Raw genomic sequence first — 16,241 nt, forward strand, 5'->3', positions numbered from 1 at the left:
GCAAACTGAAAAAAAACTGCAAGGGCGGATGCCGTTTCAATTCCGCGATTCGGGGTATGATTATAAAAAGTTAGTGAGAGGAGATATGACTATGCGTATTGAATTTTACGGAAAAAACATTGAACTGACGTCGGCTTTGAAAAATCAAGCGGAAAAGAAACTGTCGAAACTGGACAAGTACTTTACCGAAGAGGTTAAAGCAAAGGCCAACTTTTCTTCCACCAAGGGCAATCACACCACAGAGGTCACGGTGTTCTTGCCGGGCAGCATCATCCGCGCGGAAGAAACGACACAGGACATGTACGCCTCAATCGATTTAGCTGTGGACGCACTGGAAAGACAGGTCCGCAAGTACAAGACCCGCCTGAAAAAGCGCCACCAAAACTCCGACACCATTCGCTTCGAAAATTTCGAACAAGCCATGCCTGAAAAGGAAGAAGACGAGCAGGGCAAGATCATTTCCAAGAGAAAGCAATTTAAGCTTCTGCCCATGCACGAAGAAGAAGCCATGCTTCAAATGGAATTGTTGAACCACAATTTCTTCGTCTTCCTGGACGGCGAAGACAACGAACCCGCCCTTCTCTACAAACGGCGCGACGGCAACTTCGGCCGTATCGACTTCGAAATTTAATGATTCCCTTGCATAAAGAAACCGGACCCTGTGCACTGACCCCCAAAAGTTGGACCAAGAAATCCAACCTTTGGGGGTCTTTTAATGGCAAAATACAGTTATGAATTAAAAAGGAAAATCGTCGAAGAATGCCTGTTCGGAGAGTCAAGCTATCCCATCTTAGAAGATAAATATCAAATTGATGAATCACTGATCAGACGTTGGGTCAATAATTACAAACAATTTGGCGATGAAGGGTTAATGCGCTCTAGAAATAAACGTGAGTACAGTGTAGAGTTTAAGTTAGAAGCCATTACACGTTACGAAACGAGCGAATGCAGTTACCAACAATTGGCCCTTGAACTTGGTTTGACGAATCCGTCCATGATCGCCAAATGGCACAGTCAGTATCGAAAGGAGGGCATGGAGGGGCTGCGAACACATAAGCGAGGGAGACCTGTGACGAAGAAAGACGCCTGCAATCAACCACCGAAGTCTGCAACTAAGAAGGAGCCTCTTGATGCATCCTCGCGTGAGGCATTGGAAAACCGCATCAAAGAATCAGAGGCGGAGAACCGGAAACTCACCATTCAAAAGCTATACCTGGAGGAGCTAAGGAGTTTGGTGAGGGAAGAAAAAATGAGAAAAAGGCGAGGATCGTCGCCAAACTCCGAGAACAATTCCAACTAACAGAGATACTCGCTGCCATCAACTTTCCCAAATCCACCTTTATGTATTGGCAGAAAAAGTGGAGCGAAGAAGACAAAGACCAAGCGTTAAAAGACGAGATCCTCGCCATTCGGCGCGAACACAAAGACTACGGCTACCGCCGGATCCATCTGGAGCTGAAGAACCGGGGTTGGGCGGTAAACAAAAAGAAAGTTCAACGACTGGTTCAAGACATGGGCCTTCAAGTCCGTGCCTATGGCAGGAAATACAAGAAGTACAACTCTTACAAAGGCGTCGTCGGTAAGAACAAGAAGAATCGAATCAATCGACGCTTCAACACCTGTATCCCCTACCAAAAAATTACCACCGACACTACAGAATTCAAATACTACGTCGAAGATAAAGCGGGGAAACTTCAAACAAAGAAACTCTACCTCGATCCATACATGGACATGTACAATCTGGAAATCATTAGCTACGTCCTATCCGATCAGCCCAACGGCGTCACCATGCTACGAGGCTTAGAAAAAGCCATCGAACGAACCAACACCTGTCCCTATCGCCGCACCTTCCACTCCGATCGCGGTTGGGGCTACCAAATGACCGCCTATCAAGCCATGTTAGAAGAACACCACATCTTTCAAAGCATGTCGAGAAAAGGTAACTGCTACGACAACGCACCCATGGAAAACTTCTTCAGTGTACTGAAAAGAGAAATCTACGACGGTTACGTCTACCGAAGCCGGCAGAAACTTGTGCGGGCGATCGAAGACTTTATCCACTACTATAACAACGACCGAATCAAAGAAAAATTAGGAGGGCTAAGTCCAAAGCAATACCGTGAACGAATGAAAACCGCTTAGAAAATAAGTTATGTAAAACAAAATCGAGCAAGCGAAATGCTTACTCGATTAAGTCCAACTTTATGGGGTCACTCTACTGTGTCCGGTTTTTTATTTCGATTCAATTTCTTTCGGCAGCTCGATAAAGACTTGGAAATAGTCACCGTCGATGACCATACGAAATTCGCCGCCTAAAATTTCCACCAGGTTCTTTGCGATGTAAAGACCCAATCCGCTGCCTTCCGTGGTGCGGCTCTTGTCGCCGCGAATAAATTGATTGGAAAGCTCCACCGTGGACTGGCTGATCTTGTTCTTCGATTGGTTTTTCATATTGAAAAAGACCTTGTCACCCACCACCGAGGTGTGGGCGGTGACGGTGGTGCCCTCTTTCGCATACTTGTAGCAGTTGCTGAAGAGGTTTTGAATGACGCGGCTCAAGACATTGCCGTCGGTGTAAATGGGAATGTCCTCCACGTCGGATTCATAGGCGAAATTTAAATCTCTCGATTCGTAATCGGCGGCGGCATCGCCGTAAATTTGGCCGATCAATTCGTTGAAGTCGATGATCGCAGGCTCCAATGTAATATTGCCGCTCCCCGTCTTGGAGGCTTCGATTAAATTAATGATCATGCTCTTGAGCCGCTCGGAATTGCGGCCCAAAATATGGACGTAATTTTTCGCCTCTTCGTCCATGACGTCTTTCTTGCTTAAAATATCGGCGTAGTTGATGATGCTGGTCAAGGGCGTCTTCAGGTCGTGACTGATATTGGTGATGAGCTCGGTCTTCATCTTCTGCGACTTCACCTGAGCCTGTGCCGCCTGATACATACTGTCTTTGATACGCGTCAGATCCATTAAGGATTCGTAGGTGGACTCTTTCATCATGGGAGAGAAAGTCGTAATGTCCACATAGCTTTGGGTTTCCGAAATGGCGGCGCGGAGGATGCGGTTTTGAACCACCTCGTCTTCTCCCATGAGCATGAGCCGCAGAACCGGCATGATGATCATGCCGTAGAGGACGGGAAAGCCCGTGAGCACCATAAGGAAGTGAATGATCAGAAAGCTGTTGACGACACAAAAAAAGCCGTAGATGGCTTCTTTTTTTATTTCCTTGGCCAGATTCACCGTGAGCCAGGTCCTGGTCTTTGCCCGCATAAAAAGTTTAATGCACCAAAAGACGATGAGCAGGGCCACCGACATGAGGGCATAGAGCAGGGAGAGGGACGGATCGTAGGCCGTGCCGCCGAAAAGGGAGGACAAAAGATTCAAACATCCCATGACGAACCACAGATCCACCCATATAATCTCCAGGTAATTGCCCCGGCAGTATTTGTAGGCCCGCACCTTGAGCCCTTCGAAAAACCGTCGTCCCTTATCGGACATTAGTCCACGTCCTCGAATTTATAGCCCATGCCGTAGACGGACTTAATGTAGTCGGGCTTTCTCGGATTGATTTCCACCTTGTCCCGTAAATGGGAAATGTGAACGGAGATTACTTTTTTCACGTCGTGAGCCGCTTCTTCCCAGACGATTTCGTAGATTTCGTCGCTGGAAAAAACCCGTCCCTTGTTTTTCATAAGAAGGCGCAAAATTTTGTACTCGTGAGGCGTCAGATTCGCCACCTCTCCGTCCACCCGCACTTCCTTGGCATTGTCGTCCAAGCTGATGCGTCCCACGGTGTAATTGCCGTCGTCGATTTCCGCCGCACCCAGAGAGGTGTAGCGGCGAATGCCGGAGTTGACCCGGGCGATGAGTTCCACGGCGTTAAAGGGCTTGATGATGTAATCGTCGGCGCCCATGTTCAGGCCGATGATCTTGTCGGTGATTTCGCTCTTTGCACTGAGGATAATGATGGGGATATTGCTGGTCTCGCGTATTTTTAAAATGGCGGACATGCCGTCCATATTGGGCATCATTAAATCCATCAGGACCAAATGAATGTCCTCGGTCTTCATAATCTCTAAAGCTTCCAAACCGTCGTAAGCGGGAAAGACCCGGTAGCCTTCCGCTTCTAAGTAAATTTTTATTGCGGAGACGATGTCCTTTTCGTCGTCGCAAACCAAAATGTTGTATTGCATAAATCCTCCTCCATCTTGAGTCTATTCTATCATATCTATGATATAATCGCTGTAGGAGGGAAGAAGGAATCTATGAATAAGTGGAAAAGGAAACTCAAAGGATTCGTTACAAAAAAGCCTTTTGCTTTTATCGACATCTTTTTGTACCACATATTAAAAAACGATCTGATACAAAAAGCGGCGAGCCTGTCTTACTTTTTCGTCTTGGCCATCTTCCCCTTTTTTATCGCACTGTTGAATATTTTAAATGTGGTAAACCGAAGCTATCTGCCGCGCATGGCAAAGATTTTAGAAAACTTGCCGCCGGAAGTTCAAACCATCGCCACGGGCTTTTTCAGAGACTTGCAGCTGAACTCGTCCTCGGCCCTTTTGTCTATTTCGTTGATCGGGTCGATCTACGTGGCGAGCAAGGGGATCAAACAGTTGATCAAAAGCATTAACGACGGCCTCTACATCGCCGAGGAGCGGAGCTTTTTTTCTTTAACGGTGCTTTCCCTCATCATTACCGTGGCCCTCTTCGCCCTGGTGATTTTGCTTTTCGTGACCCAGGTCATCGGCAACAATCTGTTGCACTTTATTGCTCATTATCTGCAGCTACCCAAAGAGGCCTACATTTTTATTCGACGGGCCGGCACCTTTATCCCCCTGATCTATATGTTTTTAAGTTTCTACGGCCTCTACCGCTTCTCGCCCAAGTGGCCCGAAGGCACCAAGCCGCCGGCTTCCATTAATTTGGCCAGCGCCCTTTTTTCCACGGTGGGCATTCTGCTTTCCAATGCGGTATTCAGTTACTACGTGGCAAACTTTTCAAACTACTCGAACACCTACGGTTCTTTGGCGGGGATGATTATCTTCCTGGTCTGGCTCTATCTCTTCGGCTTGATCCTGCTCTTCGGCAGCTCCGTTCAGGCGAGCCTTTATCTTCTGCACAATAAAGGCGTTCAATGGCCTAGAAAGGAAACTCTCTTCGGCACCTTCGTCTCGTCCCACACGCGAATATCATAAGTATTACTCAGGAGTCATTTATGAAACAATTTATCGTCGATACCTTTACGCAAAAAGTTTTTAAAGGCAATCCCGCGGCGGTTTGTCTTCCCGATCGCATTCTCACCGACGAGCTTATGCTCGCCATTGCCGATGAAAATAATCTTTCGGAAACGGTCTTCGTCGTAAAAGACGGTGACAATTACAATCTGCGCTCCTTTACGCCGGCGGGTGAAGTGGAATTTTGCGGCCACGCCACCTTTGCCGCCGCCTACATCGTCTTTCACATTTTAGAACGGGTGAAGGACACGGTTCATTTCGACACGAAAGTCGGCACCCTCACCGTTTCGCGGAAGGGCGAGCTCTTTACCATGGACCTCCCCTCTTTCGAGCTGAAGGAAGTGCCCGTGACCGAGGCCATGGCTCAAGCCGTGGGCGCCCGCCCCAAGGAAGCTTATATGGGCAGGGACCTGCTCCTGGTTATGGAGGACGACTTCGACATAAGGAATTACGAGCCCGACGTCTTGAAGATCAAGGCCCTGGATGGAACCATGCTTCACGTGACCAAGGCCGGCGAAGGCGAATACGACTGCATCTCTCGCACCTTTGCGCCGAAGCTGGGCGTGGTGGAAGACCCGGTCAGCGGCTCTGGCCACTGCCACATCTGCGTCTATTGGGCGGAGAAATTAAACAAGCCAGACATTCTCGCCTATCAAGCCAGTCGCCGCGGCGGCATTTTAGAAACCCGCGTCACCCCGGGCCACGTGAACTTATCGGGCCACGCCGTGCTCTTTTACCGAGGGGACATTCATATTTAATCCGCAAAAAAAGCGGTCACTCTAATGGAGTGGCCGCTTATTTTTGTGCGCTTTAGCATGAATAAACCACCAGCTATGCTGGTGGTAGGCATAAAAAGCTTTAGCTTCAAGTAAAAAAAGAACCTCCTATGATAAAATTATTGTGTTATCGGCAATAAAATATCAAGGAGGTATCCATATGGATAAGAACAGCTTAGCACATACAAGTTGGAATTGTAAGTATCATATCGTGTTTGCGCCAAAATATAGGCGGTAGGTTATATACGGGAAATTGAAACAAGACATAGGAAAAACATTAAGAGACCTATGCGAGAGAAAAGGAATAAATATAATCGAAGCGGAATGTTGTCCGGATCATATACATATGCTGGTGGAAATTCCACCGAAATATAGTGTGTCTCAAATCATGGGATACTTAAAAGGGAAAAGTAGCTTAATCATTTTTGATAGACACGCAAATCTGAAGTACAAATATGGAAATAGGCATTTCTGGTGTAGAGGATACTACGTCGATACTGCGGGAAAAAATGCGAAAAAAATTCAAGAATACATCAAAAACCAATTGGAAGAAGATTATATGGCGGATCAGATAAGCATGAAGGAATTCATCGATCCGTTTACTGGTCAGCAGGTCAAATAAAGTATGAGAACAGGCGCTTTAGCGCCAACTGGGGAATTGTTGCAAGAGGAAGAAATTCAGAGCACGAGAGTGCTGCCGGTAACAGCCCCTTATAGGGGAATAACAAACCACCGGCTAAGCCGGTGGTTCTGATTTTGCTAATCGTTATTCACGTTTATTTTTTTAGTCGATATTCACGTCCCGGGCCTTAATACAGACGAGCCCCGTCACCGATGCCGCGCCTGCCTCCCTGAGAGCTTTCTCGCAGGCCTTCATGGTGGCGCCGGTGGTGTAGGTGTCGTCGATTAAGAGAAGGTGCTTCCCAATGACTTTGTGGGCGATAAAGGCGTCGTGCACATTCCGCGCCCGCTCCCGTGCACCGAGGCCGATTTGATCCCGCACCTTTCGCTTGAAGACCAACACGTCTTCATAGGGCACGCCGATGGCCTCTGCCAGCTCCTGCGCGATTAGCTCCGGGGGATTGTAGCCGCGGATGCGCCGCTTCTTTGCCGAAGTGGGCACGCAGATGACGGCATCGAAGGGGCTGAGGTCCATGTGGCGATAAAAATCCGCCGCCATCTCGCCGAAGACATGAGCCCAGAAGCGCTCTTCGCGAAATTTTAATCCCTGAATCATGTAGGAGGACAGCTTGTTTTCACGGAGCAAAGCGTAAATGGGAAAGGCCTTTTCGGTAAAGATCTCTTCTCCGGAAAAGGAGAGATTGTCTACACAGCTTTCGCATAGCCCGAACCTCTCCGCCGGTTCCTTCTTGCAAAGGGGGCAGCCGCCCGCGGAAAAAAAGCCCCTTACCATTCTCTCTTCTCCTTTAAAATCTTATCCAGATCAGAATAGCGCCAGCGAATACGATTGTTTTGCACCATGCGCTCCAGGGCCTGAAAGCTCCCGACGATGACCACCAGCTTCCGCGCCCGGGTCACGCCGGTGTAGAGGAGATTCCGCGTATAGAGCATGGGCGGGCCGCTTAGAATGGGCATGACTACCACGGGAAATTCCGAGCCCTGGGACTTGTGCACGGTGCTGGCGTAGGCGGGCATCAGCTCCGGCAAGTATTCGCTCGTGTAGGTGCAGAGCTTGTCGTCGTAAAGGACCTTGATCCACTCCCCGGCGGGATCCACTGCCGTGACCCGGCCCAGGTCCCCGTTAAAAACGCCCTCGCCCTCGTTGTCGAAGACTTTGTTTTGCGACTTCCATGGCATTTGGTAATTGTTTTTTGTCTGCATCACCTTGTCCCCGACACAATAGGTGAAGCCGCGGCTGTTCAGGCCCTTCTTCCCCGGGTTCAAGGTCTTTTGCAGGGCCTCGTTTAAATGCTCGATGCCGCAAATGCCCTTCTTCATCGGCGCCAAGACTTGTATATCTTCCATGGCGTCCACGCCGTAGTAATCGGGAAGACGATTTTTCACCAGATCACAAATGAGCTCCATGGCCTTGTTGGGATCGCTCTCTTCCATAAAAAAGAAGTCCGTGCCCTTTTCGTTCACCCGAGGCAACTCGCCGTGATTGATGCGGTGGGCATTTTTTACGATATAAGACGTTTCCGCCTGGCGAAACACTTCGTCCAGTTGCACCGAGGGCACTTCCCCGGAATCCAAAATGTCCTTCAAGACATTCCCCGCCCCCACGGGGGGCAACTGATCCACATCGCCGACGAGGATGAGGCGCGTCTTGTCCTTTAAAGAGGTGAGCACGTCTCGCATCAAGAGCAGATCGATCATGCTGGCCTCGTCGATAATCAAGACGTCGGCGTCGATGTCGTCGCCGGAGACGATGGAACCCGTGCCGTCTTCGTCGATGTAGTCGTATTTTAAGAGGCGGTGAATGGTGGAGGCGCTTCTGCCCGTGGCCTCTTCCATGCGCTTCGCCGCACGGCCCGTAGGCGCCGCCAAGGCGATGGACAGATTGAGCCGCTCCATGGCTTCCACGATGGCCCGAAGAGTGGTAGTCTTCCCCGTGCCGGGGCCGCCGGTAATGACGAGGAGATGGGAATCCACCGCCCGCATGAGGGCTTCTTTTTGCTTCTCGGCCAAGGTCATTTCAAGCTTTTCGCAGACGGCGGCCACCATGTCCTCGGCCATGTGCTCGGCGAGATCCACCTTGCCCCGCTTTTTAATCTCCCGCGCCACCAATTGCTCGGCGCGGAAATAATTGAGGAAGTAAATCTTCAGCATGCCTTCCCGCTGCGCCAGATAGATCTCCGGATCCACGGCCAAGGTCTGCAGAAATTCCCCGACGAAATCCACGTCCAGATTCAAGACCCGGGCCGCTTCTTCCATTAACAGATCCTTGGGCAGATAGCAGTTGCCGTCCAGGACCCCGTTGGTCAATACATATTTCATGGCGGCGACGACGCGCTTCGGATCGTCTTCTTCGATACCTACTTTTCTCGCAATGGCATCGGCCTTTAAAAAGCCGAAGCCACGCACCTTCCCCGCCAGGGCGTAGGGATCCTTTTCGATCATGGCCGGGGCGTCCTTGCCGAAGACCTTGTAGACGGCCATGGCCTGTTTGTTGGTGAGATCAAAGGACGCCGCGTCCAGGAGAAATTCCCGCATGTCCTTCTGCTCGTTTAAGGCGTCGAGAATCACGGCGAGCTTCTTCTTGCCGATGCCTTCCACTTCCCTCAAACGCTCCGGCGTCTCCTCGATGACTTGTATCGTGTCCTCGCCGAAAGTGTCCACGATTCTTTTCGCCGTCACTTTCCCCACATGGGGAATAAGGCCGCCGGAAAGGTAAGCCGTCATCGCTTCCTTTCCCCGCGGCCTTATTTTTTCCACCCGCTCGAAGGCGAACTGCTCTCCATACTTGGGATGGTAGATCAGTTCCCCTTCCAGGCGCAAATGTTCTTTTTCATGGAAGGCGATGGAGGTCCCCACAATGACGATGTCCGAATCCGCCGTAATAAATTGGGCCACGGTATAGCCATTGCTTTCGTTTCGAAAGATAATATGATCCAAAACGCCTTCGATGATCACAAAGTCCCTACTTTCTGTTTTTTAATGCCTCGCGAATTTCATCCACCTTATTCGTTTCTTCCCAAGGCGCCTTCACGTCTTCCCGTCCGAAGTGACCGTAGGCGGCCACGTCTTTGTAAATGGGACGGAGGAGATCCAAATCGCGAATAATGGCGGCGGGACGCAGGTCGAATACCTCGTGGACCAAATCTTCGATTTCGTTATCGGATAGATCCGATGTGCCGTAGCTTTCCACATAGACGGACAGGGGCTTGGCGATGCCGATGGCGTAGCTCAAGCCGATTTCGCATTTGTCGCAGACGCCGGCCGCCACCAAGTTCTTTGCCACGTAGCGTGCGGCGTAAGCGGCGGAGCGGTCCACCTTTGTCGGGTCTTTGCCGCTGAAGCAGCCGCCGCCGTGACGGGCGTATCCGCCGTAGGTATCCACGATGATCTTGCGGCCGGTGAGGCCCGCATCGGCCACGGGACCGCCTTCCACGAATCGTCCCGTGGGATTGATGTAGATCTTCGTGTTTTCATCCATCCACTTGTCGGCCACCACGGGATCGATGACGTATTTTTCGATGTCTTTACGAATGGTGTCCAGATCCGCGTTGGCGTCGTGCTGAGTGCTTACCACGATGTTTTCCAAACGCACCGGCGCGCCGTCTTGGTATTCCACCGTAACTTGGGTCTTGCCGTCGGGGCGAAGATAGGTCAAGGTGCCATCTTTGCGCACGTCGGAAAGCTTTTTCGATAATCTGTGAGCCAAGGAAATAGGCAAGGGCATGAGCTCCTTGGTTTCGTTGCAGGCATAGCCGAACATAATCCCTTGGTCCCCGGCGCCGAATGCGTCCAATTCCTCGGTGCCCGCTTCCTTAAAGCGGTCCACGCCCATGGCGATGTCCGGGCTTTGTTCCTTAATGGCGGAAATAACCGCTACGGAGTCCGCTTCAAAACCTACTTGCACGCCTTGCACATAGCCGATGTCCTTCAGCGTTTCTCGTACCACTTGGGTAAAGTCCACGTATGCGTCGGTGGAAATTTCACCGGTGATAACTACCATGCCCGTGGAAACCAAGCTTTCACAAGCCACGCGGGCGTTCTTGTCTTTTGCTAAAATCGCATCTAAAATGCCGTCGGAAATTTGGTCGCACACCTTGTCCGGGTGGCCTTCGGTAACCGATTCCGAAGAGAATAACCATCTATCCATTGTAACCTCCTAAATAAAATCATAAAAAAAGCCTGCACGCGGCAGGCATCATTCTTATCTTTCAGACCTGTCGCGTCTGTAGGATTTAGCACCTTTTAAAGGTTGCCGGGTTTCACAGTGCCTAGTCACTCCACCGCTCTTAATAAGAATGTTTAACAGTGTTTATAGTATAGTCGAAGAAGAACAAAAATGCAAGACCTAGTCCTTCCAAAAGCCCTTCGCCATGGCGGCTTTGATCAGTTCGTCGCGAAAATCCGGATGAGCGATACTGATTAAAGCCTTAGCCCGCTCGTACAGGCTCTTGCCCTTTAAATTGCAGATGCCGTATTCCGTCACCACGTAATGGGTCACCGGGGCGGGCAAGGTGACGATGGTGCCCGCGGAAAAATCGGGGACGATATTGGAATGACGAATGCCGTTTTTGTCGACCCGAGAAGAGCGCAGGCAGATAAAGCCCTTGCCCTCCGGGGCCAAATAGCTTCCCACGGCGAAATCGAATTGACCGCCGGCGCCGGAAATCTGACGCATCCCCACACTTTCCGAGCTCACTTCTCCCCTGAGGTTCACCTGAATCGCCGTGTTGATACTCGTCATTTTGTGTTGAGCGGCAATGGTGGATGCGGCGTTGACGTAATCCACGGGCCCCACCATGATGGCCGGATTGTCGTCGACGAAGTCGTAAAGGGCTTCCGTTCCCGCCAAAAACACGGTGACCTGACGGCCCCGGTCCAAGGTCTTCTTCGCCCCGGTGATCTTTCCCGCCAAAGTCATCTTCATAAAGCTGTCCACATACATTTCCGTGTGCACGCCCAAGTCCTTTAAGCTGCTCTGAGCGATGACATCGCCCACGGCATTGGGCAAGGCGCCGATCCCCAGCTGCACCGTGGCGCCGTCTTCCATGCGCTCAACCACGGTCTCGGCGATCCTGCGGTCCAAGTCGTCGTAGGGACGATTGGGAAGCACGGCCATGGCGTGGGGCTCGGCCTCGATGATGCCGTCCACCTCGTCGATGTGGATTTCGCTTTCGCCCCTGCCGTAAACCTTGGGCTGCTTTTCATTGACCTCCACGATCACCGTCTTTGCCTTTTTCGCGAGACGCAGAAAGTGGCTGCCCTCGATGCCGAAATTAAAATAGCCGTGAGCGTCCATAGGCGCCGTGGAAAAGACCAGTATATCCGTGTCCCTGTTTTCCGTGACGTAGCGAATGAGCTCCGAATAGCGCACGGGAATGTGAATGGCCTTGCCCTCATCCATGGCGCGGCGCACATCCCCCGTGGCGTGCCAGCTCTGCCACTCGAAGGGCGCGCCCTGCGCCAAAATCTTGGAGCGGTCGAAGAGCACGCCGTTTCGCACGGCCACGTGGGTGAGCTCATGAGCACGGGCGGCCAATGCCTCGTCGAAAGCCACGGGAAAATCCGCGCCGAAGCCGATTTCGATTTCGTCGCCGTCTTTCACCAACGCCGCCGCTTCTTCCTTCGTCATTAATTTTTCTCTGTAAATCGTCTCGTACATAAAAATTCCTCACGAAAAAAGCCGACCGATGTCGGCTCTTTCTTATCGTTTGTTGCTTCTGCGCCAAATGCCCATTTCTTCGGCATTGTTAATGAGCTCGTCTCTGAAGTCGGGATGAGCCAGATTGATAATGCCTTCGGCTCTTTCCCAAGTGCTGCGACCCTTGGCGTTAAAGAGGCCGTATTCCGTGCAAATCATATGGGTGTTAGGGCGTGCCACGGTAATGGCCGAGCCCGTCTTGAAATTCGGGAGAATCCGAGACACGGTTTCGCCTTTTTTATTGGTAAAGGTGGAGCTGAGGCAGATAATGCTCTTACCGCCCTTAGCCAGGTATGCGCCCAAGGCGAAGTCCAATTGCCCGCCGGCGCCGGAAATATGGCGAAGGCCCGTGGATTCGGAGGACACTTGGCCCCACAGGTCCACGTTCAGCGCGTTGTTAATGGAAATGAAATTGTCGATTTCCTTGACCACATCGGCACTGTTGGTGTAGTCGACCGGTGCCGCCATACATTCCGGGTTTTGATCCAGGAATTCATACAATTCCTTGCTGCCTGCGGCAAAGGCGTAAACTTGGCGATACTTGTCGATGGTCTTTTTCGAGCCGTTGACCTTGCCCTTCTTGCTCATTTCGACGAAGGCATCCACATACATTTCCGAGTGAATCCCCAGATCCTTTAAGTCGCTGTCTGCGATCAATGCGCCGACGGCATTGGGCATGCCGCCGATCCCTAATTGCAAGGTGGCGCCGTTGGGAATTTCATCTACGATAAATTCAGCTACCTTCTTATCCACGTCGCCGAAGCCCGACACGGGAATTTCGAAGGGATGAATGGAGCCCGCTTCCACAATGTAGTCCACATTGTCGATGTGAATTTCCGATTCACATTTGCCGTAGCAATAGGGGAAGGCGTCGTTGACTTCCACGATGACCGTCTTGGCCTTTTCCAAAATCGCCATTTGGTGAGATGTATTTAAACCGAAATTAAAGTAGCCGTGTTTGTCCATGGGCGTAGTCATGACGATGGCCACGTCGATGTCCACTTCGTCTCTGTAATACTTCGGCAGTTCCGAATAGCGAAGAGGAATATAGAAGGCGCCGGCACCGGCATTGACTGCCTTTCTTTCCGGTCCCCCGGCATGCCAGGTGTTCCAAGTAAAGTGCTTACCTTCCGGATCCGCCTTCATAACCTCCGGCGTTTCGAAGGCCAAGCCTCCGTAAAATATTACATCGTCCAGCTCGTCTACGCGCTTGGCCAGTTCCTTGTCCACGGCCTTGCTGACGCCTGCCGCCCATCCCATTTCCACGCGGTCGCCGGATTTAATCACTGCGGCTGCTTCTTTTGCGGACACTAATTTTTCACTGTATTTCTTCGAAAAGTCCATGAGAATCCTCCACGTCTATTCATATTAAAACTGCTTACCTGATTTATAATATACACGATATACTATTTGTTTTCAATTTCCAATTGGTTTCGGCCATTTATTTTTTAAAAATTTTTCGGCAGACAAAAGAAAAAGCCTCCTTGCCAAAGGGCAGGAAGGCTTTTCATCTTTACTTATTCTTGTCCGACCATTGAATCAGTTGATTTAATGTTTCGGCGAGATCGGCTCTGGAATATTCCCCTTTCGGTTGAACCTTTCCGTTGCCGTCGGTCTTCATCAAACCGAGCTCGATCATGTGCACGACGCTGTCGCGGCTCCAGTCGTTGACATAGTCGAAGTCCGCCTTGTTCACGGTCTTTACCTTGGGCAAATCCAATTTGTATTCCTTCAACAGATTGTCCAACATCACGGCGAACTCTTCGTAGGAAACTTTTTTATTGGGCTTGAAGGAGCCGTCTTCATAACCTTTGATCAAGCCGTTGGTGGATGCCCATTTCACGGAGCGTTCGTACCACGCCTTGTCCTTCACGTCGGTAAAAGCGGCGGGGCTTTTAATCGTTTGATCCATGGAGATGCGCATAAACACTGCCGTTACCATGGCTCTGGAGATCGTCGTTTTCGGCTCAAACTTGTCGTTGCCCATGCCGACTAAAATGCCTCTTTCGACCATGGTGCGAATGGCATCGCCCTTTTCATTGGCGGGAATGTCCGTCAAGGTCACGGGGAGATTGCGATAGGGTACGGCAATTTTGTTCTTGGCCTCAACACTTGCCTTCTTATCCTCTTTCTTTTCCGTTGCAGCGGATGCGGAAGGAACGAAATAGTGGCGACCTTCATCCTTTGCCTTCGGCGTGGAAGGATTGGGATTCGGCTTCGGATCCGGTTTGGAAGGATTGGGTTTGCTTTCTTCTTTCAAAACCAATTTTTCCATGGCTTTCTTAATATTGTCCATATGACCTTGTACATAATAAGGAATCGTTTCGGCCTTTGCCAATTCGGCGACGCCGCCTTGTGCCGCGACCTTTAAGTCCTTCATAGAAGCATCGGTGTACTTGCCGCTGTCCAACATTCCTTGGGCCTTATCGACCAGAACTTTCAGGTCCTCTCTCAAATAGCTGCGGTCGTTGGATGTGACGCGCATGATATTTTCAGCATTGAGATTGTCTTTGGTCTCTAAAATATCGTAACCATCCTTAAATACCTTTACTTCGATTAATTCGGGCTCGAAGTCCCAGAAGAATTGATGGTTCTTCGAAACGGTCATGGCATAAACTTTGCCTTCATCGTTGCCGGACAGTTTAAAACGAAGGACACCATTTTTATCGGATTTGACGTCCTTGTAAGAACGAAGTCTCGGCGTAATGATGTTGGCCGTTACTTCCACGCCTTCTTGCGGTTTGCCCGTCTTCTTGTCTACTACCTTTAATTCGACTTCTACATTATCCATAGCCGAACTGGAACGATCGACCCCTTCGATAACCAAGCCGTCTTTATATTCCGATGCGGGGTGGCCGGCGACGGATACGATTTTACCGTTCTTGTCGGTGAGCACCTCAAAGGTGTCTTGACTGAAGTTGTAAACGGAATTATACATGACTACCGTGTACTTGGCATTGGGCTTCAAATCTTTTAATACATAGCTGCCGTTGGCATCCGTCTTGGGCTGGGCGATGATCGTGGGAATGATTCTGTCCCAGTAGTTGATTCTGAGGCCGATGCCTTCTTTAAGCTCGCCGTCAATTTTTACTTTAATGTCCAGTTGATCCAGGCCTTCCGATACTTGAGGCGTGTCGGCGGACTTCGCTTTAATGCAAAGATTGATTGCATTGGCCTTAGAGGGTGTTTCATCGGCCGTCTTCAAGAAGTGGGTGCCGGCGCTGTCGCCGCCGGAAACAATGGTCATATACTTGGTTACGAGTTCGTAATTGCTATTGACTTTGATGTGTAGGGCATAAACCTTACCGATTTCGTACTTTGTCGCGGATCCCACACCGTTATCATAGTGGATGGTGTCGATGACTTGACCATTGTCTAAGACCTCGACTGATAAAGGAGCGGTCGCAAGTTGATTGTCTTGAGAAAGAAAGGTAGGCAACGGAGTTTTCGGTTGCACTAGGGTCGTTTTCTCTTTTATTTTTAAAAGGGGTTGCGCTTCAGAGATAGCCTCATCCTCTGTCTGTGTAAAACAAGGAGCCGCCATCCCTTCAAAGTCAATGACCTTAAAAAATTTCGTTTCCGCTTCATACTTAGCGGGGCTGGACACGCGTACGGTATAGGTCTTGCCAATTTCGCAGTTGTTGACGAAACCCATGCCGTTTTCTAAACTTACTTCTTCGACGACGCTGTTTCCGTCTAAAATTTCAAAAGTTACATTCTCTTGAAGTACGTCACCGTCTTTGGAAAGCATCACCATCAACGGTGCTTTCATCTGTCCACCCGATTGCGCCAAGGCCACGGGTACATTGCCGAGCAGCATCACTACTGCCAGCATAAGTGCTATGATTTTTTTCATCTTTCCTCCTAATATTGATTGAATCTTTA

The 16,241-nt window shown here is 50.3% G+C and carries 12 protein-coding genes, 1 pseudogene and 1 riboswitch; of the genes and pseudogenes, 5 read left to right on the forward strand and 8 right to left on the reverse strand.

Annotated features, from left to right (window positions below):
* Positions 1-91 precede the first annotated feature (91 nt).
* Positions 92-631, forward strand: a complete 540-nt coding sequence (gene hpf / locus BN7444_RS01395) for a ribosome hibernation-promoting factor, HPF/YfiA family (RefSeq protein WP_068454710.1) — start codon at positions 92-94, stop codon at positions 629-631.
* Positions 632-715: 84 nt separating this feature from the next.
* A protein-coding gene (locus BN7444_RS09005; protein WP_417875312.1) for an IS3 family transposase occupies positions 716-2,142 on the forward strand; the annotation gives its coding sequence in 2 pieces (ribosomal slippage) (positions 716-1,286 and positions 1,286-2,142; 1,428 coding nt in all).
* A 90-nt stretch (positions 2,143-2,232) separates the two neighbouring features.
* Here the strand turns inward: BN7444_RS09005 and BN7444_RS01410 are convergent.
* Positions 2,233-3,504 carry a sensor histidine kinase gene (locus tag BN7444_RS01410; RefSeq protein WP_068454719.1) on the reverse strand — a complete coding sequence of 424 codons (1,272 nt, stop codon included), beginning with the start codon at positions 3,502-3,504 and terminating at the stop codon, positions 2,233-2,235.
* Positions 3,504-4,199 carry a response regulator transcription factor gene (locus BN7444_RS01415; RefSeq protein ID WP_068454721.1) on the reverse strand — a complete coding sequence of 232 codons (696 nt, stop codon included), beginning with the start codon at positions 4,197-4,199 and terminating at the stop codon, positions 3,504-3,506. Before BN7444_RS01415 ends, BN7444_RS01410 begins: the two co-directional genes overlap by 1 nt.
* A 72-nt stretch (positions 4,200-4,271) precedes the next feature.
* On the opposite strand from BN7444_RS01415, the gene BN7444_RS01420 reads away from it, so the two are divergent.
* The 3 genes and pseudogenes from BN7444_RS01420 to tnpA all read left to right on the forward strand — a co-directional run bounded on the left by BN7444_RS01420 (position 4,272) and on the right by tnpA (position 6,641).
* On the forward strand, positions 4,272-5,204 hold the full coding sequence (locus BN7444_RS01420; RefSeq protein ID WP_068454724.1) for a YihY/virulence factor BrkB family protein: 933 nt from the start codon (positions 4,272-4,274) through the stop codon (positions 5,202-5,204).
* A 20-nt stretch (positions 5,205-5,224) separates the two neighbouring features.
* Positions 5,225-6,001, forward strand: a complete 777-nt coding sequence (locus tag BN7444_RS01425; RefSeq protein WP_068454727.1) for a PhzF family phenazine biosynthesis protein — start codon at positions 5,225-5,227, stop codon at positions 5,999-6,001.
* A 178-nt stretch (positions 6,002-6,179) separates the two neighbouring features.
* Positions 6,180-6,641 (forward strand): annotated as a pseudogene (tnpA, locus tag BN7444_RS01430) (IS200/IS605 family transposase).
* A gap of 162 nt (positions 6,642-6,803) precedes the next feature.
* Here tnpA and BN7444_RS01435 read toward each other — a convergent pair.
* The 6 genes from BN7444_RS01435 to BN7444_RS01460 form a co-directional block, all read right to left on the reverse strand.
* Positions 6,804-7,433: a ComF family protein gene (locus BN7444_RS01435; protein ID WP_068454730.1), complete on the reverse strand. Its 630-nt coding sequence runs from the start codon at positions 7,431-7,433 to the stop codon at positions 6,804-6,806.
* Positions 7,427-9,613, reverse strand: a complete 2,187-nt coding sequence (gene recD2 / locus BN7444_RS01440; protein ID WP_068454735.1) for an SF1B family DNA helicase RecD2 — start codon at positions 9,611-9,613, stop codon at positions 7,427-7,429. Before recD2 ends, BN7444_RS01435 begins: the two co-directional genes overlap by 7 nt.
* 7 nt (positions 9,614-9,620) lie before the next feature.
* Complete coding sequence (metK, locus tag BN7444_RS01445; RefSeq protein ID WP_068454738.1) at positions 9,621-10,805, reverse strand: methionine adenosyltransferase; 1,185 nt, start codon at positions 10,803-10,805, stop codon at positions 9,621-9,623.
* A 51-nt stretch (positions 10,806-10,856) separates the two neighbouring features.
* A riboswitch (SAM riboswitch) is annotated at positions 10,857-10,954 on the reverse strand.
* A gap of 49 nt (positions 10,955-11,003) precedes the next feature.
* Positions 11,004-12,317, reverse strand: coding sequence for an acetyl-CoA hydrolase/transferase family protein (locus BN7444_RS01450; RefSeq protein ID WP_068454741.1), 1,314 nt, complete (start codon positions 12,315-12,317; stop codon positions 11,004-11,006).
* 42 nt (positions 12,318-12,359) lie between these two features.
* Entirely contained in the window at positions 12,360-13,700 is a 1,341-nt protein-coding gene (locus BN7444_RS01455; protein ID WP_068454744.1) for a butyryl-CoA:acetate CoA-transferase, read from the reverse strand.
* A gap of 169 nt (positions 13,701-13,869) precedes the next feature.
* The gene (locus BN7444_RS01460; protein ID WP_068454747.1) at positions 13,870-16,212 is read right to left on the reverse strand and encodes an S-layer homology domain-containing protein; all 2,343 of its coding nucleotides are present in this window, start codon (positions 16,210-16,212) and stop codon (positions 13,870-13,872) included.
* Positions 16,213-16,241: the final 29 nt, after the last annotated feature.

It is taken from the genome of Peptoniphilus pacaensis, from assembly GCF_900088125.1.
In the GTDB taxonomy this organism is placed as follows: Bacteria; Bacillota; Clostridia; order Tissierellales; family Peptoniphilaceae; genus Aedoeadaptatus; species Aedoeadaptatus pacaensis.

Bases quoted from the DNA above. Each gene is read 5' to 3' on its own strand.
- BN7444_RS01415 (WP_068454721.1), bottom strand. From the start codon at position 4,199: ATGCAATACAACATTTTGGTTTGCGACGACGAAAAGGACATCGTCTCC.
- metK (WP_068454738.1), bottom strand. From the start codon at position 10,805: ATGGATAGATGGTTATTCTCTTCGGAATCGGTTACCGAAGGCCACCCG.
- BN7444_RS01460 (WP_068454747.1), bottom strand. From the start codon at position 16,212: ATGAAAAAAATCATAGCACTTATGCTGGCAGTAGTGATGCTGCTCGGC.
- hpf (WP_068454710.1), top strand. From the start codon at position 92: ATGCGTATTGAATTTTACGGAAAAAACATTGAACTGACGTCGGCTTTG.
- BN7444_RS01455 (WP_068454744.1), bottom strand. From the start codon at position 13,700: ATGGACTTTTCGAAGAAATACAGTGAAAAATTAGTGTCCGCAAAAGAA.
- BN7444_RS01435 (WP_068454730.1), bottom strand. From the start codon at position 7,433: ATGGTAAGGGGCTTTTTTTCCGCGGGCGGCTGCCCCCTTTGCAAGAAG.
- BN7444_RS01410 (WP_068454719.1), bottom strand. From the start codon at position 3,504: ATGTCCGATAAGGGACGACGGTTTTTCGAAGGGCTCAAGGTGCGGGCC.
- BN7444_RS01425 (WP_068454727.1), top strand. From the start codon at position 5,225: ATGAAACAATTTATCGTCGATACCTTTACGCAAAAAGTTTTTAAAGGC.
- BN7444_RS01450 (WP_068454741.1), bottom strand. From the start codon at position 12,317: ATGTACGAGACGATTTACAGAGAAAAATTAATGACGAAGGAAGAAGCG.
- BN7444_RS01420 (WP_068454724.1), top strand. From the start codon at position 4,272: ATGAATAAGTGGAAAAGGAAACTCAAAGGATTCGTTACAAAAAAGCCT.